Consider the following 22,503-nt stretch of genomic DNA (forward strand, 5'->3'; position numbering starts at 1 on the left):
AACGGTGGGGTGTCGGGCATGGCCCTGACCGGGTGGTTTGGGGACACGGCCCACTGGCGGTGGCCACAAACATTTCCTGTCCGGGGGTTGAAGTTTTTCAGGCAACCCCGCCGATCAGACTCAAGGACAGCAGGATGACGGCAGCACGGAGAGTCTGACCGCTAAAAACGACGATCCCGGCACGGGGCCGGGATCTTGCTCAAGGCTGATAATCTTCATATTCCCAGGCAAAGACACGGGAGAGCTTCTGTGCGATCTCCATCCAGTCTTCACCTTCGCACTGATCGATATAGTCTGTGATGGTCTTTTTAATCTCATCCAGATCGTATTTACGAACCAGCAACGTGTGCCGCATTAGCTCTGGCAGCCATCGGTGCTTGCAGAGCCATTCAGGGGTACAAACATTTAGATAAAAGTAATTCGTTCCAACCTCATCAACAGGTCCAATAGACAGGACCAATGAGAGATTAAAATCATTTACTTCTTCTGGCATAAACGTTTCTAAGTTGCAGATATCACATCCTAAAGTTCTTAGTGTGGCCTTCACGTTTTATTTCTCCGCTAATACACTGAGGTGAGCATCACCAACCCTAGTTCTATCACCTGTGGCAGGGTTTATTCGATAAGTTTCAAAATTTGCTTGGGTTCCTGTCGGATTAAGAGACTCAGGAGCATTTGGCTTTTCTTTAGGGAAACGATATACACGAGTTCCATCAGCACTAACCAGACCAGAACCATCGCTTGTCGCCCTTGCTCCATCACCAACCCAGATTTGGCCTAATCGATCCGCTTCTGCTTTGGTGCCAGAACCAACACCATAATTCAACTTCCCGTTATCACCCTGAACCACCGCTGCAAGTCTCGGATCCTGCTTCGCAATATTGTCCAGATTTTGCTGCACCAAATCCTCTTTGAGCTTCGGATAGGTTGCCACGTTCTCCGCGCCGCTCGACGGTTTACCTTCTGTCTGCGTGCTGCCTGCTCCCGGTTTTTCTGACGGTGCCGATGGTTTCACACCTGGCGTTAATCCTTCATCCGCCGCTTTACCTGCACCGATTCCGGCCAGACCACCGGCGATATACATCGCCCCCATCTGGTAGCCCACCGCCGATTTCGCCGCCTCCTCACTCATCCCGGTGCGCATATACGCCGCAACCATACCGTTGAACAGTTCCCGCGTCTGTTTCGCTTCCTCGCCGGTACTCACCAGTAACTGCTGTATCTGCTGATAACCGTCCTGCGTTTCCTTCGGATTCTGATAGCCCAGATTTTGATAGGTTGCCTGTTTCTCCAGTGCATCCTGACGGGCGGCACTACAGGCTGAAGCACTGCCATCCATACAAGCAGTGACCAGTTCCTTACTGGTTTGCGCATCCTTACGGTTCAGCGCATCACGCTCTTGTTTTTCCTGCTCGGTCAGGTTTTCTTTGTGGTTGAGATATGTCTGGCGGCTCTTGTCCGTGCTGCTCAGATAGTTATTCTCCACGGCAGTAGCAGCACATCGGCGTCTTCCAGTTCCGGCGTGATGTCGGCGATTTCCTCGTCGGTAATGGTTTGATTGGCGCCGGAATAGATAGCGATCATGTTCTCGCCGTTTTGTTGCGAGACGTAGATGATGGCGTTGCCGGTGGGCTCGGTTTCAGACTGATACAAGCGGAACGAGTGGATCTCGGAGGTGGAGAGATGTTCGTAGGCGAAGTGGCTGAACTGATCCTTACCGACTTTGGAAACGAAATGCACCTTGGCACCGGCGCGACTGGCCGCCATCGCCTGATTGGCACCTTTGCCGCCCGGCCCCAGCGTACTGCCTTTTGCCAGCAGTGATTCGCCGCCTTTGGGGAAGCGATCCACCTTGGCGACGATGTCCACATTGAATGAACCGAGAATACAGACTTTGCCTTTCATGGCGTGATTGCTCATGGGGAGCCCTTTTTTCCGCTGGTTTTTATGCCGTGTCTGGTGCTGGAGTTTTTTCAGCAGCACTTCGAAATCTTTGCCGGTTTCGGTAATCAGCTTGGATTGCAGACTGCGTCGTATGATGACGGCGCCGCCATGACAACGCTGGATCAACTGCTGTTTCGCCAGTGCGTTCAGGTCGCTGCGTATGGTTTCTCTGGTGACAGTGAAGAGTGAGGCCAGGTATTCCACGCTGGCACGGTCGTACTTGTCCAGATAGTCAAGAATCCGGCTTCTTCGTTCTTCAAGAAACATACTGTTAACGCCTCCACAATGAGAGTAAAGGAGCCCCCCGTGGTCGAAAAGTGACCGCGATCATAGGACGTCCGACAAAACGGAAGTAAACAAAAATCCACGCGCATAGAGGAATGCTTTACGGCATGGGGGTTTCAGAGATGTGAATGCCGTCACACCCAAAGGAATAATGGGCCACATTCTCTCCGGTTATTGCGCTGCGCGGGATGCGGTAAATGTTTTAGAATTGTAGAAATTATTGATAAGCAGTGGTGGGCCTTCGGCATGATCCGCATTATTTCGCTGTCCAACCCGCGTCTGGCGCAGGCGTTTGTGGACTATATGCGCACGCACCAGGTTCGGCTGGTGATTCAGTTTGATGGCGACCAGGCCGATATCTGGTTGCCGGATGAGAGCCAGCAGGCTCGGGTGCAACAGGAGCTGGAGCAGTTTCTGCGCGAACCCTGGCATGCGCGTTATCAGGCGGCCAGTTGGCAGACCGGCTCTACCGGGGCGGGGTTGCGTTATCAGTCATTCTCCTATCTGACGATGTTGCGTCAGCGCGCCGGGCCGTTGACGTTGGGCGTGATGCTGGCGACCGTCGTCGTCTATCTGTTGATGCAACTCTACGGCGTAGACCGGATGTTGCTGGTGCTTGCGTTTCCCGACGCGGCGCATCGTCTGCAACTCTGGCGCTGGTTCAGTCATGCGCTGATGCATTTTTCGTTGTTGCACCTGTTGTTCAACCTGATGTGGTGGTGGTATCTCGGCGGCCCGGTGGAGCGGGTGCTGGGGACGCGCCGGTTGTGCTTGATCCTGCTGTTGTCGGCAGCGGTGAGCGGTTGGGTGCAGTATGGGTTCAGCGGGATTTATTTCGGCGGCCTGTCCGGGGTGGTTTACGCGCTGATGGGGTACGTCTGGTTGCGCGGCGAGCGGGAGCCTGATGGGGAACTGCATCTGCAACGGGGCTTGATGATTTTTGCTCTGCTGTGGTTGATAGCGGGGTATTTCGATATTTTAGGTCTGTCTATCGCGAATGCAGCGCATGTCGCGGGGTTGGTCATCGGCTTGCTGATGGCCTGGTGGGATACTTACGGCAAACGCCGATGATCCCAACGGTTCGAGGGGAGAAATGTGAAGCAGACACAGCGGCATGACGCGATCATTGAGTTGGTACGTCGGCAGGGGTATGTCAGTACGGAAGAATTGGTGGAACACTTCGCGGTCAGCCCGCAAACGATTCGCCGCGATCTGAACGATCTGGCCGAGCAGAGTAAGATCCATCGTCATCACGGCGGGGCGGCGCTGCCTTCCAGCTCCGTCAATGCGGCTTACCATGACCGGAAAATGATGTGGTCGGACGAAAAAGCCAGGATTGCGAAGCAAGTCGCGAGTCTGATCCCCGATGGTGCTACGCTTTTTATAGACATAGGTACGACGCCGGAAGCCGTCGCGCATGCGTTGATGAACCATAAGGAGCTGAGGGTTGTCACCAACAACCTGAATGTGGCCACGCTGCTGACCGCCAAAGAAGATTTTCGTCTGATTCTGGCGGGCGGCGAGGTACGTAGCCGGGACGGCGGCATCATCGGCGAAGCGACGCTGGATTTTATTTCCCAGTTCCGGCTGGATTTCGGCATTCTGGGGATCAGCGGGATTGATATGGATGGTTCGCTGCTGGAGTTCGACTATCACGAAGTTCGTACCAAACGCGCGATTATTGAAAACTCCCGTTGCGTCATGTTAGTGACAGACCACTCCAAGTTTGGCCGTAATGCCATGGTCAATTTGGGCAATATGGATCTGATCGACTATCTTTTTACCGATCAGTTACCACCACCCAGTGTGCTGAAAATTATTGAACAACATAAGGTACAGTTGGAGTTGTGCTGATCCCGCCGTGCCTTTTTCCCATAGCCCACAGAGGAGAGAGGCACGATGTCATCCTCGTTTAACCTGTCGCAATTCTCCGATTCTCTATTTCGTAAACTCAATGCCTATGGTCGTTCATCCCTGCGGGAGCTGACGCCGCGTCAGTGCTGGCAGGCGGTGTGCGCCGCGCTGTCGGAACAGGTGGATGCCCTGGCGGCGGACTCGGATGCCCGCCTCGCCGGAGCGCCGGTCGAATACCGGCATGTGAATTATTTGTCGATGGAGTTCTTACCGGGCCGCCTGACCGCCAACAACCTGATCAATCTGGGTTGGTATGGCGTGGTGGCGCAAGTGCTGGAACGGCATGGACTGGCGCTGAGCGACATCCTGGAGCAGGAAACCGACCCGGCGTTAGGCAACGGCGGCCTGGGGAGACTGGCCGCCTGCTATCTGGACGCGATGGCGACGGCGGCGCAGCCGGCGATTGGCTACGGTCTGCATTATCAATACGGTCTGTTTCGACAGCATTTTGACGCGGGCGAGCAGCATGAAACGGCGGACGACTGGCAACGCGACAGTTATCCCTGGTCGCACCCGCGTCCGGAACTGGCGGTGGAAGTCGGGTTTGGCGGCGATTTGATCCCGCAGCCGGATGGCGGCGAGCGTTGGGTGCCGGCGCAGGTGGTGATTGGCGAAGCAACCGATATCCCGGTCATCGGCTACCACAATGGCGTGATGTTGCCGCTGCGCTTGTGGCAGGCGACGCACCCGCAGCCGTTCGATCTGGCGCAGTTCAACGCGGGCCACTATCTGCGCGCCGAGCAGCAGGGCATCGCCGCCAGCAGCTTGACCAAGGTGCTCTATCCGAACGATAACCACCCGGCCGGCAAGCGTCTGCGGTTGATGCAGCAATATTTTCAGTGCGCCTGCGCAGTGGCGGATATTTTCCGACGCCATCTGCAGGCCGGCAGAGCGCTGGAGACCTTGCCGAATCTGGAGGTTATCCAGCTCAACGATACCCACCCGACGCTGGCGATCCCCGAGACCCTGCGGTTGTTGCTGGATGAACACCAGTTGCCCTGGGAGCAGGCCTGGGATATTACCCACCGCCTGTTCGCCTACACCAACCATACCCTGATGCCGGAAGCGCTGGAGTGCTGGGATGAGCGGCTGTTCCGCCGCTTGCTGCCGCGGCATTTTTCCATCATCAAAATCATCAATGCGCGTTTTCGTCAGCAGGTGGAAGCGCATTGGCCCGGCAATCGCCGTCTATGGCCGCGGGTGGCGGTGCTGCATCGCCGTCAGGTGAGAATGGCCAACCTGTGCGTGGTGGCCTGCTTTGCCGTCAATGGCGTGGCGCAGCTGCATTCCGATTTGATCATTCGCGATCTGTTCCCCGAGTACCACCAACTGTGGCCGGAAAAATTTCATAACGTCACCAATGGCATTACGCCGCGCCGTTGGCTACTGCAATGCAACCCGGCGCTGTCGTCGTTGATCGATGAAACGCTGCATACCCCGTGGGCTAACCGCCTGACGGCGCTGGAGACGTTGGCGGACTACGCCGATGACGCCGGATTTCAAGCGCGCTACCGGAAAATCAAACAGGACAATAAGGCTGATCTCGCCCGATTCATACAACGAGAATATGGCATCCTGATCGACCCGTCGGCGATGTTTGATGTGCAGATTAAGCGCTTGCATGAATACAAGCGTCAGCACCTGAATCTGCTGCACATTCTTTCGTTGTACCGGCAATTGCGCGATAACCCAGGGCTGGATATAGTTCCGCGCATTTTTTTGTTCGGCGCGAAGGCGGCGCCGGGCTATGTGCTGGCCAAGAACATCATTCACGCGATTAACGGCGTAGCGGAGCGTATCAACCGGGACAAGCGTGTCAACGATCGCCTGAAGGTGGTGTTCTTGCCGGACTATCGGGTTTCTCTGGCGGAGCGGATTATTCCGGCGGCGGACGTGTCGGAACAGATTTCGACGGCGGGCAAGGAGGCATCCGGCACCGGCAATATGAAATTAGCGCTGAACGGCGCTCTGACGGTTGGCACGCTGGATGGCGCCAATGTGGAAATGGCTCAGCAGGTGGGCGAGGAGAACCTGTTCATCTTTGGGCATACGGTGGATCAGGTTAAAGCGTTGCAGGCCAAGGGCTACAAGCCCGAGCGCTATATCGCAGGCCATCCATTGCTGGCGTCGGTGTTGGATGAGCTGGCGTCCGGGGTGTTCAGCCACGGCGACCGAACCGCATTCGCTCCACTGCTGGAAAGTCTGTTAAAAAACGGCGATCCCTATCTGGTCCTGGCGGATTTCACGCCCTATTGCCAGGCACAACAGCGTGTGGATGCGCTTTATCGTAAACCTGAAGAATGGACTCGTCGTTGCATCTTGAATACCGCTCGCATGGGAATGTTCAGTGCCGATCGGGCGATTCATGATTATCAGCAACGCATCTGGATCGTGCGTCGTTAAGGAATGAATACCATGGTGTTAAAGGCAAAGAAATCCGTTCGTTATCCGGTAGGGCTCGTTGACACCTATAAAGATGCTTATGGCAATGAACAGGTGATAGCCGAAGAGACCCGGGAGAAGCTGATGCAATTGCTCGCCCCACAGGATATCGCCGGGGCGCGCTTGCCGCCGGTGTGCGTTTTTCGTCAGGGCAAGGCCATGACGTTGAAGCCTGGGGGGGAAGGAGACTACGGATGGATTATCACTTATGAAAAAGGGGGCGGGACGGAAGGGAAGGTATCGGCTGGGCAGGTACTGTCGTTACCCGACACATTGCCTATCGGTTATCACCAGCTGGTGTTGGAGCAAGGGGAAAAACAGTGGTCATGCCGGATCATCGTTGCGCCGTCGGGTTGCTATGAGCCCGAACCGCTGACGAATGGCCGCCGCTGGTGGGGGATCACCGTGCAGCTTTATACCCTGCGTTCACAGCATAACTGGGGCATCGGCGATTTTGGCGATCTGAAGTCGCTGGTGGAAAATGTGGCGCGCCGGGGCGGCGCTTTCGTCGGGTTCAATCCGTTGCACTCGCTCTACCCGGCGGAACCGGAAGCCGCCAGCCCCTACAGCCCATCATCCCGCCACTGGTTGAACATCATCTATATCGATGTCAATCAGGTGGAGGATTTTCACCACAGCGAAGCCGCCCAGGCGTGGTGGCGGCGTGACGATATTCAGCGACAGGTGTTGGTCGCCCGCACCAACCGCTGGGTGGACTATACCTCGGTGACGACGCTGAAGCTGGCGGCGTTGCGTCTGGCGTTCCAGCATTTTTGCCGTCGCAGCCCGCTGGATCATCGCAAAACGGCGTTGCAGCAGTTCATCAGGAATGGCGGTGAGAGTTTGCAGCAACAGGCGACCTATGATGCGTTGTTGGTTTACCTGAAAGCGCAAGGCGACATTCCGGCGGACTGGCGGCGATGGCCGGAGGAGTACCGTGAGGCAGGCGGGGACGCAGTCATGCGTTTTCGTCAGGAAAATGCCGAGGAGATCCAGTTTTACTGTTGGCTGCAATGGGTGGCGCATGAACAGTTGGCCGCCTGTTTTGAGCGTAGCCGCCAACTGGGTATGCCCATCGGATTGTACCGCGACCTGGCGGTCGGTGGGGCGCAGGGCGGCGTGGATACCTGGGGGGACAGGCAGCTGTACTGTCTGGATGTGACGCTGGGCGCGCCGCCTGATCCGCTGGGGCCGCAGGGGCAAAACTGGAACCTGACGCCGATGCATCCGTATGCGTTGCAACAGCGTGGCTACCAGCCGTTTATCGATATGTTGCGCCGTAATATGGCCAGCAGCGGCGCGTTACGTATCGATCACGTCATGGGGTTGCTGCGTCTGTGGTGGATCCCAGGCGGCGACACCGCGGCGGGCGGCGCCTATGTGCGCTACCCGGTGGATGACCTGTTGGCGATCGTGGCGCTTGAGAGCCAGCGCTATCGCTGTCTGGTGATCGGCGAGGATCTGGGCACCGTCCCGGAAGAGGTGGTGCAGCGGCTAGAGGAGAACGGTATCTATTCCTATAAGGTGCTGTTTTTCGAAAAGGATCGGAAAAATCGCTACCGTGCGCCGTGCGAATATCCTCGCCGCTCGATGGCGACCATCACCACGCACGATTTGCCGACGCTGCGTGGTTTCTGGCAAGGGATGGATCTGACGTTGGGCAAGGATTTGGGGCTCTATCCCAGCGATGAAATTTTGCAACTTCAGCTGGAGGAGCGCGAACTTGCTAAGCAGGGCATGCTGGATGCGTTGCATGAACAAGGGTTGTTGCCGCAGCGGGTCGGGCGCAATGCGGCTCTGACGTCGATGAGTTCGCACCTGAACCGCGGTGTTCAGCGCTATCTGGCGGATAGCGCCAGTGCGTTGTTGGGGTTGCAACTGGAGGACTGGCTGGATATGGCGACGCCGGTCAATGTGCCGGGTACCGATCGGGAATATCCCAACTGGCGGCGCAAATTGAGCCGTACTCTGGACTCCATTTTTACCGATCGCAATCTGGAACGTCTGATCCGTGATATCGATCTGCGGCGCGGTGGGCCGGTACCGGTACGCGGACGTAAGAAAAAAACTGATGCCACGCCGTCGGCGGATGCGTAAGTGTGATGTCGGGATGTCAAACAAAACGGCGGCCGTTTGGCCGCCGTTGGTCGCTCTTTCCGGCAATCACGAGTGCCGTGGAGCCCCATCAATAGTAGGAATGTTCGCCGCGCTGGTGTTCAGTCAGGTCGCGAACCCCTTTCAGCTCGGGGAATTTTTGCAGCAGCTCTTTCTCAATGCCTTCTTTCAGCGTGTAGTCCACCATGGAACAGCCGTTGCAGCCGCCGCCGAATTGCAGGATGGCGTAGCCTTCTTCGGTAATTTCCATCAGCGTTACCCGGCCGCCGTGACCGGCCAGCTGCGGGTTGATCTGAGATTGCAGTACGTATTCCACCCGCTCCATCAACGGCGCATCATCGGAGACTTTGCGCATTTTGGCGTTAGGCGCTTTCAACGTCAGTTGGGAGCCTAGTTGGTCGGTGACGAAGTCTATTTCCGCCTCTTCCAGATAAGGGGCGCTGAGCTCATCCACATAAGCGGACAATTTTTCGAATTTCAGCTCGGTGTCGTTAGCTTCGACCGCATCGGGCGGGCAGTAGGACACCCCACATTCAGCGTTGGGCGTGCCGGGGTTGATGACGAAAACACGAATCTGGGTGCCTTCCTCTTGTTTTGCCAGCAGTTTGGCAAAATGCTCCTGAGCAGAGTCGGTAATACGAATCATGATGTTAACTCAATAGTTGACTACATTAGTTGGTTATAATACGCCCATCCTCGCGGTGACTACAAGGTGCGGCACAAACACCATATCTGCACCTGGGCTGCGCCCGCAGCCAGCAGTGTCCGGCTGATTTCTTCCACGGTACTGCCGGTAGTCACGACGTCGTCCAGCAGGGCGACCCGCTTGCCGTCGAGCGCCATACGGCATTCGAACGCGCCCTTCAGGTTGCGACGCCGGGCGGCGGCGGGCAGCGTCCGCTGTTGCGCCGTGTTTCGTGTTCGCGCCAGCACGTCAGGATGGTATGCGCAGCCAACCCAATGCGCGAGATGCCGGGCCAGCAGGTCGGATTGATTGAAACCGCGTCGCCAGTGTCGCCAGCGGTGCAAGGGAACGGTCAGCAACATGTCCGGTCGCGGTAGGTCGTCGGGGCGGGTCAGCGCCATTTGCCGTCGTCTTTCCAGCCAGCACAGCAGCAACAGCCGCGCCAGCGCCGGCGCCAGTTCGGTTTTCCCCTGCAATTTAAAATGCCAGATCAACTGGTTGAACGGAGGCTGATAATCGCCGACCAACAGTAACCTGTGCCAGGCGGGCGGATGTTGCAGGCAACGGCCGCAGGGCAGAACGCGATTGGCGGCGGGCAGACCACAGCGCGGGCAGCAAACAGGTGGTTGGGGCAGATGACGCAGGCAGTGACTGCAAATTCCGTGATGACTATCATAAAGCGATTGCTGGCAGAGCCAGCACCGCGCCATAGGCGTAAGCATCTTGTCTTCCCTGATTAATCCGGTCTCGACCACATTTGAACAAGGACAATAACCGATGGAATCACTGCACTGGCAAACGGAAGGTTCGGGAAAATGCGAACTTGTGTTGCTGCACGGCTGGGGAATGAATGCGCAGGTGTGGAACAGCATCGTTGTGCGGCTGGCGCCGCATTTTCGCCTGCATCGGGTAGACCTGCCCGGGTATGGGCGCAGTCAGGGGTTCGGCGCCCTGTCGTTGGAGGAGATGACCACGACGGTGCTGGCGGGCGCGCCGGCGCGGGCGGTCTGGCTGGGGTGGTCGTTGGGCGGGCTGGTGGCCAGCCTGGCGGCGCTTCGGGCGCCGGAGCGAGTTAGCGCGCTGGTGACAGTAGCGTCCTCTCCCTGTTTTGAGGCCAGGGATGAATGGCCCGGCATTAAACCGCTGGTGCTGTCCGGTTTTCAGCAACTGCTGAACGAAGATTTCGCCGGTACGATCGAACGGTTTCTGGCGTTGCAGACGCTGGGCACCGAAAGCGCCAGAAAGGATGCGCGGTTGCTGAAGTCGGTAGTCACCGAGCAACCCTCCCCGACGGCGGCGGTTCTGAGCGGCGGGCTGGAGATTTTACGCCGGGCGGATTTACGTCAGGAGCTGGCCGGGCTGACCACGCCCTTCCTGCGACTGTACGGCGCGCTGGACGGCTTGGTGCCGCGCAAGGTCGCCATGCTGATGGACGAACAATTCCCGCATTCCACTTCAGTGGTGATGCCGAAGGCTTCCCATGCGCCGTTTATTTCCCACCCAGAGCCTTTTGTGGAGCATCTGGTCGCGTTTGCCCGACAACATGGAGAACGATGAGCCTGAACGGCAACGCGCCGTCAGCGGCGGAGAGGCATCAATGCCGGTCATTCGATGGCAGTAGGTCATGAAATAAGCGCCGTTCGGCGCGCTGCAGCCGCATCCTATATCCAGGATGGCGCTGTGTTCAGGTAGGAGTGCCAGAAAGCGGTCGAGCCAGTTGCGTTCGCCAAAATAACGCTGTCGGATCTTGTCCCACTCGTGAGCGTGACGTTGATAGATACCGATGATGGCTTTCGAGGACGGATGCGACATGAAAACTTCTCTCGTGATCGCCGGACGATGCGTGTTGCCCCTGACGCGAGCTGACTGCGTCAGGGGCTTTTTGCAACGTGCTACCGCTTCTTAAACGCCGCCGCCAGCGCGTCGCTCATGGCGCTGTTGCCGGCAGGCGTCGTGTTTTGGCGCGGACGCGCCTTGTTGGTCGATGGTTGCTGGCGCGGGGTATTGTTGTTGTCACGCCCGCCGCCGCGGCGGGTATTGCCTTCGCCCGGCTGTTCGTCCAGCCGCATAGTCAGCGCGATGCGTTTGCGCGGTAAATCCACTTCCAGCACTTTCACTTTGACGATGTCGCCGGCTTTCACCACTTTATGCGGGTCGTCGACAAAGCGATCGGCCAGCGAGGAAATGTGCACCAGCCCATCCTGATGAACGCCGATATCCACAAACGCGCCGAAGTTGGTGACGTTGGTGACGGCACCTTCCAGAATCATGCCCGGCGTCAGATCGTTAAGGGTTTCTACGCCGTCGGCGAAGTTGGCGGTTTTGAATTCCGGACGCGGGTCGCGGCCCGGTTTTTCCAGCTCTTTGATGATGTCGGTCACGGTCGGCACCCCGAAGCGCTCATCGGTGAAGTCGGCGGCTTTCAGCGTGCGCAGCGCATTGGCGTTGCCCATCAGTTCCTGCAGTTTCTGTTCGGTCACAGACAAAATGCGCTCCACCACCGGATAGGTTTCCGGATGCACGGTGGAGGCGTCCAGCGGGTTATCGCCGTGGTTGATGCGCAAAAAGCCGGCGCACTGTTCGAAGGCTTTCGGCCCGAGGCGGCTGACTTTCAGCAGTTGGTCGCGGTTGTTGAAGCGGCCGTTTTCATCGCGCCAGGCGACGATATTCTGCGCCATCAGGCGGGTCAGCCCGGCGACGCGGGTCAGCAGCGGCACCGATGCGGTATTCAGGTCGACGCCGACGGCATTGACGCAGTCTTCCACCACCGCATCCAGCTTTTTCGCCAGTTGGGTCTGGCTGACGTCGTGCTGGTACTGACCGACGCCAATGGATTTCGGATCGATCTTCACCAGTTCGGACAGCGGATCCTGCAAGCGGCGGGCGATGGAAACCGCGCCGCGCAGCGATACGTCCAGATCGGGAAACTCCAGTGCCGCCAGTTCGGAGGCGGAATACACCGAGGCGCCCGCTTCGCTGACGATGACTTTCTGCGCCTTGATATCCGGGAACTGTTTCTGGGTGTCGAGGAAGAAGCGCTCGGTCTCACGCGAGGCGGTGCCGTTGCCGATCGCCACCAGTTCCACCCGATGTTTGATGCACAGCGCCGCCACCGCCGCGGCCGCCTTGGCCGTCTGCCCGGTGTGGGGATAGATGGTATCGGTAGCGACCAGTTTGCCGGTGGCGTCCACCACGGCGACTTTCACCCCGGTGCGCAGGCCCGGATCCAGCCCCATGGTGGCGCGCATGCCCGCCGGCGCCGCCATCAGCAGGTCGTGCAGGTTGCGGGCGAAGACATTGATGGCTTCTTCTTCCGCTTTCTCCCGCACGCTGCCCATCAGTTCGGTTTCCAGATGCAACAGCACCTTGATGCGCCAAGTCCAACTAATGACTGCCCGCCGCCAGCCGTCTGCCGCCGCGCCGGCCGGGCGCACGCCCAGATGGTCGGCGATGATCTGCTCGCAGTAGCTTTCTTTCGGCGGTTCGTCGTACTGCGGATCGGCATTGAGCGACAGCTGCAACACGCCTTCGTTGCGGCCGCGAAACATCGCCAGCGCCCGGTGCGACGGCACCTGCGACAGCGGTTCGCGGTGGTTGAAGTAATCGCGGAATTTGGCGCCTTCCTCTTCTTTGCCTTCCACCACGGCGGCGACCAGATGGGCGTTTTTCCACAGGTAATCACGCACCTTGGCCAGCAGCGCGGCGTCTTCGGCGAAACGCTCCATCAGGATGTAACGGGCGCCGTCGAGCGCCGCTTTCACATCCGCGACGCCTTTGTCTGCGTCGACATAGGCTTGCGCCGTCGATTCCGGTTGCCGCGACGGATCGTTCCACAGGCTATCCGCTAGCGGTTCCAGCCCGGCTTCGATGGCGATCTGCCCGCGGGTGCGGCGCTTCGGTTTATAGGGCAGATACAAGTCTTCCAGCTCGGTTTTGCTGAGCGTGGCGTTGATCGCCGCCGCCAGTCCGTCGCTCAGTTTCCCCTGTTCATCAATGGATTTCAGGATGGTTTGGCGACGTTCTTCCAGTTCGCGCAAATAGGCAAGGCGCGTTTCCAGTTGACGCAGCTGGGTGTCGTCCAGCCCGCCGGTCACTTCCTTACGGTAGCGGGCGATAAAAGGCACGGTGTTGCCTTCATCCAGCAGCTGAACCGCGGCGCTGACTTGCTCCGGCCGCGCCTGCAGTTCGTGGGCAATAATCTGGCTTAATGCGTTCGTCATGGTTTTGTCGGCTAAATAATGAACATGAAAAGGATGAATTTCTGGGGGACAGTTATACGGATAGATGACGCAAAATGCCAGTCGGACAACGGGAGGAAACGGGCGGCGATGCCGCCCGGAGAGCACTTTATTCGTTGATGAACGGTGCGATGTAGCGTTGATGGCGGGAGGCTTTCAACTGTTGCAGATCGACCAGTACCAGCCCATCGACGCAGTTGTTGAAATCCGGGTCGACGCCGAAGTCGATAAACTGTACGCCACCGGGTTCGCACAGTTCCGAATACTGTTTATACAGCGTCGGGATCGAGCAACCGATGTTGTTGAGCATGCTTTTCAGCCGCGTTAAATCCTGCTGATAGTCGGTGCCTTCAAACTGGCGCAGCACATCCGGCAACGACGCTGGATAAGGGCGGCGGGACTGCGCCAGCTGCTGGCTGGGCGCGAAGTGGATGCGATAAAACGCAATCAGCAAGTCGCGCGCCGGCGACGGCAGCGAACCGGACAGGGAAACCGGGCCGAACAGATAACGGTATTGTGGATAGCGGGCCAGATAGGCGCCGATGCCGAGCCACAGATAATCCAGCCCGCGCTTGCCCCAGTATTTGGGTTGAATGAAGCTGCGCCCTAATTCGATGCCGTTTGCCAATATCGGCGCCATCTCTTCGCCGTACTGGAACAGGCTGTGGCTGTAGAGCCCGTTAAGGCCTTTTTCCGCCAGCAGTCTGGCCGTTGGTGCAAAGCGGTAAGCGCCGACGATGTCCAGTTCCCGTTCATCCCACAGGATCAGGTGCAGGTAGTCGTCGTCGAAGCTATCGAGATCGCGGCGTTTGCCGGAGCCTTCGCCTACGGCGCGAAAGGCGATCTCGCGCAGCCGTCCCAGCTCGCGCAGGATCGGCACGTAGTCTTCGTTACGGCGTTGGTAGAGATAAATGGTCTTGCCGTCCGGCGTGGTGCCGAGAATTTCACAATCGGACAGCGCGCGCCGCAGCAGGGTGCGGTCTTCCGGCAGCGCGATCGGTTTTTCGCCGGCGAAGCAGCCGGGTTTGCCCTGCCCGAGTCGATAGACATGGCGGCGGAAACGGGCGGCCAGATCGTTTGGCGACCATTCGCCCTGACTCCAGGTCGCGTAGGGGATCTGGGCGCCGATACGGATGCGTAGCCGGTTGCCTTGCTGACGGAACATCTCCCGCACCAATAACAACGTGGACAGCGGGCGATAGATCAGCGAAGAGAGGTAGAACAGGTTGCTGTTGCGCCCGCTGACGTGGATGGGAACGATGGGCGCGCGCGCTTTGGCCGCCAGCCGGATAAAACCACTGTGCCAGTGGCTGTCGCGGATCCCCTTCAGGCTCATGCGGGAGACTTCGCCAGCCGGGAACAGGATCACCGCGCCGTCATTGCCCAGGTGCTCCTGTATCGCAGTGATTTGCTGGCGTCGGGTACGGTTGCTGAAATTGTCCACGGCGAAGAACAGCTTCTTCAGCGGCTCGACATACGACAACAACTGGCTGGCGACGATGCGCACATCGGGGCGCACCGTCGCGACTGCGCGCAGCAACGCCAGCCCGTCGAGCGAACCGATAGGATGGTTGGAGACCAGTACCACCGGCCCACGGCTGGGAATATTTTCCAGCGCGCCATCCGTCATTTCACAGTTCAGGTGGAAATAATCCAGAATCTGTTCCACCAGATCCAGGCCTTTCAGATGGGGATAACGTTGGGCAAAGTCCTGCATTTCGGTTTCAAACAACAGCGCACTCAGAATGGAACGCTGCCAGTTCGGCGTAGGACGATGCGGAGCGATATCTTGCAGAATGGTATCCAGGCTAAACATATACGGGCCTCCATAATCACCGATGTCACGGTAAGGGAGGGAAATGACATCTTTATGTCAAAGCCGGAATAAATTTTTCTGAACGTAACTGACATGGCGTGGAAGAAAAACGGCGTCCGATCGGGCCGGACGCCGCCTGACGGCTATTGGTCGATGATGCCCTGTTCGCGGGCGTTGATCTGCCAGCGCAGTAGTGCCGGGTAGGCGACGGTGCGCTGTTGTTGCTCCGCGCTGATAGGTTGCGCGTCGGCCTGCGTCAGCATCGGGTTGGCGGGATCCCAGGGGTAGCGTCCGCCGCTGCCGATAGGCGTAATCCCTTGTTCGTCGATCCATAACACCTGGTTGTAACCAAACGCGCGCGTCGCATCATCCTGCGGCGCCAGCATGTTGCGCCCGCCCAGCGCGTAATAGGGCGTATCGGACAGGCTGTAGGCGTAGAGCGTCGGGAAGATGTCTTTGTGCGAACCGGGGCGAGAAGCGTCAAAACGCCAGGCGGTCTGCGCCAGAATGGTTTTCGGTATGTACAGATAGAACGGCACGGCACGGTCGAGGAACTGTTCGTGCGGGTACTGGGCTTTTAGCCGGCGCATCTGGTGATCGCCGGTGGCGGCGATCAGCGTCGATTCGCCCATGGAGGAGGCTTTGACGGCGGCAATGAAATCGCCCAGCGCATTGGTGGCGTACTGGTAGGTCGCGGCGATGGACTCCTGCTCTTGCTGGCCGACTTCCGCGTGCGCCATCATCTCCGGCCCGGCGCGCACCGGCTGCGGGCGATAACTGGCGGGGACCTGGTAGGGCGGATGGTTGGTCACGGTCAGGATGCTGATGAACAGCGGCTGGCGGGCTTCCGCCAGCAGTTTTTGCGCCAGACGAAACGCGAATTCGTCCGGTACGCCCCAGTCGGTCAGCATGGCGCGTGACTCCGGGTAGCGCTCCATCAGCGAGCTTTGATCGTAGATTTCGTCAACGCCCAGCCGGGGCAGATAGTTGCCGAAATTACGCCACATACCGCTGCCGGGGGTGATGAAAATCACCTTGTAGCCCGCTTTTTTGTAGGTGGCGTAAGGGGTGTCGTCCAACGCGGTGTACTGTGCGGATGAGTGGCTGAGATTCTGAATCGGGCTGTGGAAAAACAATGCGGCAAATGACGGCGCGGTGCCGTTGCCTTCGGACACGAAACGGCGGAACACAAAGTCCGACGCGAAGTGCGGCCGCAGAGCGCCCAACATGTCGTTATCCGGCAGACGGTCATAAACCAGCATGTTGCTGCCCATGCTTTCCATCAGCGCGACGACGACGTTGGGGCGGTGCGCCGCCAGCCAGGGATTATCCGGCGTGCGGGCGTCCAGCGTCGGCAACCCGCTTTGATGGCGCAACTGTTCTCCCGCCGTGCGCGTTACCGGCTCGAAGCGGATATCATCGTCCCGATCGCCAATCGCCCACGCCGAAGCCATCAGGCCGTTGGGCGCCAGTTTGTTCAGAATAGTGACGGAAGAGATTTGCGAATCGTTGCGCCGTAGCGGGAAGGTGCTCATGCTGCCGCGGATCATGGCGAAGAACAGCAGCAGACTGATGAGCAGATAGACAATAAATGTGGTTGTGGACAGCATGCCCGATGGCGGGGGTGTCCGCAGTATGCGTTTGCCCAGCCGGGAGGCGCACCAGGCGCACAGCGACACCAGTAATAACGAGATAACAACCGGGTAGTCTTGCCAGATGTTCCTTAATACGGCGCTTGGGCCGTCATCGATCAACCCGAACGCGAAGATATCGATGTAGGTATGGTACGTCTGGTAGTAGAAGTAGTTGATGATGGCGATGGCGCTGACCAGTAAGGCGCTAACGCCAAGGTACCCGGGCGTCAGGCGTTGCAGCCAGCGCCATCCGGCGCGATGCAGCCCCAGCAGCAAACCGATGACCAGTAACGGCGCCAGAATGATGGACACGGCGCGTAAATCGTAACGCAGTCCGGTGAGCCACATCAGCTTCACCGCCGCATCATATTGTTGCAATTGCTGCTTGTCGGCGAATACCTGAAACATGGTCAGCCGGGCGCCCGAAAGCAGTAGACTCAGCAGCAAAACCTGCCACCACAAGGTTCTCAAAAAGATACGGGTACGCTGTTGATACATATTTGTTTTTATTCTCTACATCTCGTCAGGAGCGGAATGCTACGGTGCTATGACAGAAAAATCTCAGTAAAGTGTCGCTAAGATGAAGAAAATATGAATGGTAGGCGTTCGCACCGCCGTCCGGACGACGGCGGTAGGGAGGATCACACCATGGGATTGCGGTAGTCGATTTTATTGACGTACCACACCCGTGGCCCTGCCGGGGTATTGACGACGACGTCTTCATCGACCGTTTTTTTCAACAAGGCGCGCGCCATCGGCGCATCGATGGAGATGTAGTCTTTACGGCCGTAGATTTCGTCGGGGCCGACGATACGAAAGCGTTTGATGTCGCCCGCTTCGTTTTCCACTTCCACCCAGGCGCCGAAAAACACTTTGCCTTCCTGTTGGGGCGAGTAGTCCACGACCCGTACGATTTGCAGACGCTTTCGCAAATAACGAACCCGGCGGTCGATTTCACGCAACAGCCGTTTATTGTAGAGATAGTCGGCATTTTCGCTGCGATCGCCCAGGCTGGCGGCCCAGGCGACTTTTTCGGTAATTTCGGGACGACGTTCTTTCCACAGGTAGTTGAGTTCCTGATGTAGGGCTTCGTAGCCTTCGCGGGTGATCAAATCAGTCTTCATATTCGGTACTGGAATCGCGGTGGTTTTATGGGTACAGGGATAAGATAGCGGATATGCTGCCATTTATGGCATGACCGGCGGTGTTGAACAAAGGAAACGTTTGATTACAACGTATTTTTATATCCTTTGTAACAATTTTGCTTAGAATATATACCAGAAACGACTGTCCGTTCGCTGTCGGTTTCTGAACAATATCAGCGTGAGCCGCGTCGCTATCGCGGGCACTTGCTGACGGTCGGTTCGGCGGCGATTTACGCCTTTGGAGAGTTAGAGATGCAAGAGAATTATAAAATTCTGGTAGTGGATGACGATATGCGCCTGCGCGCGCTGTTGGAACGTTATCTGACCGAACAGGGTTTTCAGGTACGCAGCGTAGCCAATGCCGAACAGATGGATCGTTTACTGACGCGCGAGTCTTTCCATCTGATGGTGCTTGACCTGATGCTGCCGGGCGAAGATGGGTTGTCCATTTGCCGTCGTTTGCGCAGCCAGAGCAACCCGATGCCGATCATTATGGTGACGGCGAAAGGGGAAGAAGTAGACCGTATCGTCGGGCTGGAAATCGGTGCGGATGACTACATTCCCAAACCGTTCAATCCGCGGGAACTGTTGGCCCGCATTCGGGCGGTGTTGCGTCGTCAGGCCAACGAACTGCCGGGCGCGCCGTCTCAGGAAGAAGCCATCATTTCGTTCGGCAAGTTCAAACTGAATCTGGGGACGCGCGAAATGTTCCGTGACGATGAGCCGATGCCGTTGACCAGCGGCGAGTTCGCCGTATTGAAGGCGTTGGTCAGCCATCCGCGTGAACCCTTATCCCGCGATAAGCTGATGAATCTGGCGCGCGGTCGTGAATACAGCGCGATGGAACGCTCCATTGACGTGCAGATCTCCCGACTGCGCCGTATGGTGGAAGAAGATCCAGCGCATCCGCGTTATATCCAAACCGTGTGGGGTCTGGGATACGTGTTTGTGCCTGACGGCAGTAAAGCATGATTCGATGGCGCTTCTCTCCGCGCAGCGCCTTCGCCCGCACGCTGTTGCTGATTGTTACACTGCTGTTTGTCAGTCTGGTCACCACCTATCTGGTGGTGCTCAATTTCGCCATCCTGCCCAGCTTGCAGCAATTCAATAAGGTTCTGGCCTACGAGGTCAGAATGCTGATGACCGACAAGCTGCAGTTGGAGGATGGCTCCACGCTCGAAGTTCCCCCCGCCTTTCGTCGGGAAATCTACCGTGAGCTGGGCATTTCTCTGTACACCAACGCGGCGGCGGAGGAGAGCGGTTTGCGCTGGGCGCAGCACTATAAATTTCTGAGTCAACAAATGGCGCAGCAACTGGGCGGCCCGACGGAAGTGCGGGTCGAAGTCAGCAAAAATACGCCGGTGGTATGGCTGAAGACCTGGTTGTCGCCGGATATTTGGGTGCGCGTACCGTTGACGGAAATCCATCAGGGCGATTTTTCACCGCTGTTCCGGTATACCCTGGCGATTATGTTGCTGGTGATAGGCGGCGCCTGGTTGTTCATCCGGGTGCAGAACCGGCCATTGGTGGAGCTGGAACATGCGGCGACCCAGGTCGGCAGAGGCATTATTCCGCCGCCGCTGCGTGAATACGGCGCCTCGGAGGTTCGTTCGGTGACGCGAGCTTTCAACCATATGGCTGCCGGGGTCAAGCTGTTGGCGGATGATCGTACTTTACTGATGGCCGGCGTCAGCCATGATCTGCGCACGCCGTTGACGCGCATCCGCCTGGCGACGGAGATGATGAGCAAGGAAGACGACTATCTGGCGGAATCGATCAATAAGGATATTGAAGAGTGCAACGCCATTATCGAGCAGTTTATCGATTATCTGCGAACCGGGCAGGAAATGCAGATGGAAGTCGCGGATTTGAATTCGATTTTGGGTGAGGTTGTGGCGGCGGAAAGCGGCTATGAGCGGGTCATTGACAGTCAGTTTGCCGATGGTGAACTGACGGTGAGGATCAGTCCGTTGTCCATCAAGCGCGCCGCGTTGAATCTGGTGGTGAATGCCACCCGCTACGGTAACGGGTGGATCCGTGTCAGTAGTGGTCGGGAGTTGCAACGGGCCTGGTTTCAGGTTGAGGATGACGGCCCCGGCATCGATCCTTTGCAACTCAAACATCTGTTTCAACCGTTTGTGCGCGGCGACAGTGCCCGTAGTACCAGCGGCACCGGGTTGGGGCTGGCGATTGTGCAGCGTATCGTGGATGCCCATAACGGTTCGCTGGATATCGGCACCAGTGAACGCGGCGGCTTGAGAATTCGAGCTTACTTGCCGTTGACCTTTTCATCCCCGGTGGCGGTTGCTGCGAAAAAGGGCGGGTAAGGTTGCTGACAACGCGCGGCAAGCGGCAATAATGAATAGTTCGTAAAGGCGCTGCCAGTACGTCTTTGTCAGCGCGAACGCGTTGCTCTTCCAGGCCCATCACCGTTTGATGAAGGCTGCCAGGTTTGCCATCAGTTTGAAGTGAAGGGCGTTCCCCGAGAGGAACGCCCTTGCCGTTGATGTCGCTGGCGGTTCTTGCGTGCTTATCGCTGCGGGCCTGCGCTCACCAGAGCGGCACCGGCCGGCGTGTCAGTGTATTTGTCGAAATTGGCGACAAAACGCTGGGCCAGATCTTCTGCTTTGCTTTGCCATTGCGCCGGATCGGCATAGGTATCGCGGGGATCCAGAATGGCCGGATCGACGCCCGGCAGTGATGTCGGGATCGCCAGGTTGAAGATCGGCAACTCGGTGGTTTCCGCGTCGTCAATGCTGCCGTCCAGAATGGCGTCGATGATGCCGCGCGTATCCTTGATGGAAATACGTTTACCGGTGCCGTTCCAGCCGGTATTGACCAGATAGGCTTTCGCGCCGGCGGCCTGCATCCGTTTGACCAACACTTCGGCGTACTGGGTCGGGTGCAGCGAGAGGAAAGCCGCGCCGAAGCAGGCGGAGAAGGTGGGCGTCGGCTCGGTGATACCGCGCTCGGTGCCTGCCAGTTTGGCGGTGAAGCCGGACAGGAAATGGTATTGGGTCTGATCGGACGTCAGGCGGGATACTGGCGGCAGCACGCCGAATGCGTCGGCGGTCAGGAAGATTACGCGGGTGGCGTGCCCGGCCTTGGATACCGGCTTCACAATGTTATCAATGTGATAGATCGGGTATGACACGCGAGTGTTTCCGTCCTGGAGCCATCGCTGAAATCCACAGTGCCGTCAGTCAGTACCGTGACGTTTTCCAGCAGCGCATCGCGACGAATAGCGTGATAGATATCCGGTTCTGCTTCGGCGGACAGGTTGATGGTTTTGGCATAGCAACCGCCTTCGAAGTTGAATACGCCGTCGTCATCCCAACCGTGTTCGTCGTCGCCAATCAACTGACGTTTCGGATCGGTGGACAATGTGGTTTTGCCCGTGCCGGACAACCCGAAGAAGACCGCGACATCGCCTTTCTCGCCCACGTTGGCGGAGCAATGCATGGAGGCAATGCCCTTCAACGGCAGCAGGTAGTTCATGATGGAGAACATCCCTTTCTTCATCTCGCCGCCGTACCAGGTTCCGCCGATGAGCTGGATCCGTTCGGTCAGGTTGAACGCGACGAAATTCTCGGAATTCAGCCCCTGTTCCTGCCATTGCGGGTTGGTGCATTTGGCGCCGTTCATCACGATGAAATCGGGTTCGAAGCTTTGCAGTTCTTCATCGCTCGGCCGGATGAACATGTTTTTCACAAAGTGCGCCTGCCAGGCGACTTCAGTGATGAACCGGACTTTCAGCCTGGAATCAGCGTTGGCGCCGCAGAATGTGTCCACCACAAACAAACGTTTGCCCGACAGTTGTTGAGTAACCCGCTGCTTGAGGTGCTGCCAGGTTTCCTGGCTGAGCGGGTGGTTGTCGTTCTTGCCTTTGCCTTGATCGGACCACCAGACGGTGTTCCGGGTGACGTCATCACGAACGATATACTTATCCTTCGGCGAACGACCGGTGAATATACCGGTGTCTACGGCAACGGCACCCAGACGGGTTTCGACGCCGCGTTCATAACCTTGCAGGGCAGGGGATGTTTCTTCTTCAAAAAGCAAATCGTAGCTTGGGTTGTAGACAATTTCACGGACATCATGAATGCCATAAACCAACAATGCTTCTGGCCGAATGTCGGTAATCTGCATATTGCTACTCCTCGATTGTTATAATCATGCTGTTAACAAGTGTAAGGGACGAGCTTATTTTAACCACGCATACAATCATAAAATTAAATAAATTCATTAATAACTTTGCTTATCCATGTGAATGGAAAGTAATCAT

At 57.6% G+C, this 22,503-nt stretch carries 15 protein-coding genes and 2 pseudogenes; 7 read left to right on the top strand and 10 right to left on the bottom strand.

Translation table 11 applies throughout. The annotated features are described in order from the left end of the window. Positions 1 to 199 precede the first annotated feature (199 nt). The 3 genes and pseudogenes from DPA2511_RS22525 to DPA2511_RS20875 all read right to left on the bottom strand — a co-directional run. A complete protein-coding gene (locus DPA2511_RS22525) occupies positions 200 to 547 on the bottom strand; it encodes an immunity 8 family protein (protein ID WP_012763949.1) in 348 nt (115 codons plus the stop codon). A gap of 3 nt (positions 548 to 550) precedes the next feature. Further along, positions 551 to 1,486 carry a DUF6862 domain-containing protein gene (locus DPA2511_RS23795; protein ID WP_012763950.1) on the bottom strand — a complete coding sequence of 312 codons (936 nt, stop codon included), beginning with the start codon at positions 1,484 to 1,486 and terminating at the stop codon, positions 551 to 553. A gap of 2 nt (positions 1,487 to 1,488) precedes the next feature. Next, positions 1,489 to 2,211, bottom strand: a pseudogene (locus DPA2511_RS20875) (PfkB family carbohydrate kinase); the annotation flags it as partial. 264 nt (positions 2,212 to 2,475) lie between these two features. Here DPA2511_RS20875 and glpG point away from each other — a divergent pair. The 4 genes from glpG to malQ are packed head-to-tail and all read left to right on the top strand — an operon-like array spanning position 2,476 to position 8,682. Next, positions 2,476 to 3,300 carry a rhomboid family intramembrane serine protease GlpG gene (glpG, locus tag DPA2511_RS01600; protein ID WP_012763951.1) on the top strand — a complete coding sequence of 275 codons (825 nt, stop codon included), beginning with the start codon at positions 2,476 to 2,478 and terminating at the stop codon, positions 3,298 to 3,300. A gap of 24 nt (positions 3,301 to 3,324) precedes the next feature. Beyond that, on the top strand, positions 3,325 to 4,083 hold the full coding sequence (locus tag DPA2511_RS01605) for a DeoR/GlpR family transcriptional regulator (RefSeq protein ID WP_012763952.1): 759 nt from the start codon (positions 3,325 to 3,327) through the stop codon (positions 4,081 to 4,083). A 45-nt stretch (positions 4,084 to 4,128) separates the two neighbouring features. After that, entirely contained in the window at positions 4,129 to 6,546 is a 2,418-nt protein-coding gene (malP, locus tag DPA2511_RS01610; RefSeq protein WP_012763953.1) for a maltodextrin phosphorylase, read from the top strand. A 12-nt stretch (positions 6,547 to 6,558) separates the two neighbouring features. Then, complete coding sequence (malQ, locus tag DPA2511_RS01615) at positions 6,559 to 8,682, top strand: 4-alpha-glucanotransferase (RefSeq protein ID WP_012763954.1); 2,124 nt, start codon at positions 6,559 to 6,561, stop codon at positions 8,680 to 8,682. A gap of 88 nt (positions 8,683 to 8,770) precedes the next feature. Here malQ and nfuA read toward each other — a convergent pair whose 3' ends face one another. Together nfuA and gntX are read right to left on the bottom strand one after the other, a co-directional pair. After that, the gene (gene nfuA, locus DPA2511_RS01620) at positions 8,771 to 9,346 is read right to left on the bottom strand and encodes a Fe-S biogenesis protein NfuA (protein ID WP_012763955.1); all 576 of its coding nucleotides are present in this window, start codon (positions 9,344 to 9,346) and stop codon (positions 8,771 to 8,773) included. Positions 9,347 to 9,405: 59 nt separating this feature from the next. Continuing rightward, positions 9,406 to 10,107 carry a DNA utilization protein GntX gene (gene gntX, locus DPA2511_RS01625; protein ID WP_012763956.1) on the bottom strand — a complete coding sequence of 234 codons (702 nt, stop codon included), beginning with the start codon at positions 10,105 to 10,107 and terminating at the stop codon, positions 9,406 to 9,408. A gap of 55 nt (positions 10,108 to 10,162) precedes the next feature. Here gntX and bioH point away from each other — a divergent pair, with 55 nt between their 5' ends. Continuing rightward, a complete protein-coding gene (gene bioH / locus DPA2511_RS01630) occupies positions 10,163 to 10,942 on the top strand; it encodes a pimeloyl-ACP methyl ester esterase BioH (protein WP_012763957.1) in 780 nt (259 codons plus the stop codon). 335 nt (positions 10,943 to 11,277) lie between these two features. On the opposite strand, the gene DPA2511_RS01635 is transcribed toward bioH, so the two are convergent. The 4 genes from DPA2511_RS01635 to greB form a co-directional block, all read right to left on the bottom strand. After that, the gene (locus tag DPA2511_RS01635; protein ID WP_012763958.1) at positions 11,278 to 13,605 is read right to left on the bottom strand and encodes a Tex family protein; all 2,328 of its coding nucleotides are present in this window, start codon (positions 13,603 to 13,605) and stop codon (positions 11,278 to 11,280) included. Between the two features lie 127 nt (positions 13,606 to 13,732). Next, the gene (locus DPA2511_RS01640; RefSeq protein ID WP_012763959.1) at positions 13,733 to 15,439 is read right to left on the bottom strand and encodes a lysophospholipid acyltransferase family protein; all 1,707 of its coding nucleotides are present in this window, start codon (positions 15,437 to 15,439) and stop codon (positions 13,733 to 13,735) included. Positions 15,440 to 15,582: 143 nt separating this feature from the next. Further along, entirely contained in the window at positions 15,583 to 17,571 is a 1,989-nt protein-coding gene (locus tag DPA2511_RS01645) for an LTA synthase family protein (RefSeq protein WP_012763960.1), read from the bottom strand. A gap of 143 nt (positions 17,572 to 17,714) precedes the next feature. Beyond that, positions 17,715 to 18,197 (bottom strand): transcription elongation factor GreB, encoded by a 483-nt coding sequence (gene greB / locus DPA2511_RS01650; RefSeq protein ID WP_012763961.1) that lies wholly within the window; start codon positions 18,195 to 18,197, stop codon positions 17,715 to 17,717. A gap of 273 nt (positions 18,198 to 18,470) precedes the next feature. Here greB and ompR point away from each other — a divergent pair, with 273 nt between their 5' ends. Both ompR and envZ read left to right on the top strand, forming a co-directional pair. Then, complete coding sequence (ompR, locus tag DPA2511_RS01655) at positions 18,471 to 19,190, top strand: osmolarity response regulator transcription factor OmpR (RefSeq protein ID WP_012763962.1); 720 nt, start codon at positions 18,471 to 18,473, stop codon at positions 19,188 to 19,190. Beyond that, the gene (gene envZ / locus DPA2511_RS01660; protein ID WP_012763963.1) at positions 19,187 to 20,545 is read left to right on the top strand and encodes a two-component system sensor histidine kinase EnvZ; all 1,359 of its coding nucleotides are present in this window, start codon (positions 19,187 to 19,189) and stop codon (positions 20,543 to 20,545) included. Before ompR ends, envZ begins: the two co-directional genes overlap by 4 nt. A 203-nt stretch (positions 20,546 to 20,748) precedes the next feature. On the opposite strand, the pseudogene pckA reads toward envZ, so the two are convergent. Further along, a pseudogene (gene pckA / locus DPA2511_RS20880) lies at positions 20,749 to 22,367 on the bottom strand (phosphoenolpyruvate carboxykinase (ATP)). Positions 22,368 to 22,503 lie beyond the last annotated feature (136 nt).

The organism is Musicola paradisiaca NCPPB 2511 (genome assembly GCF_000400505.1).
GTDB lineage: Bacteria > Pseudomonadota > Gammaproteobacteria > Enterobacterales > Enterobacteriaceae > Musicola > Musicola paradisiaca.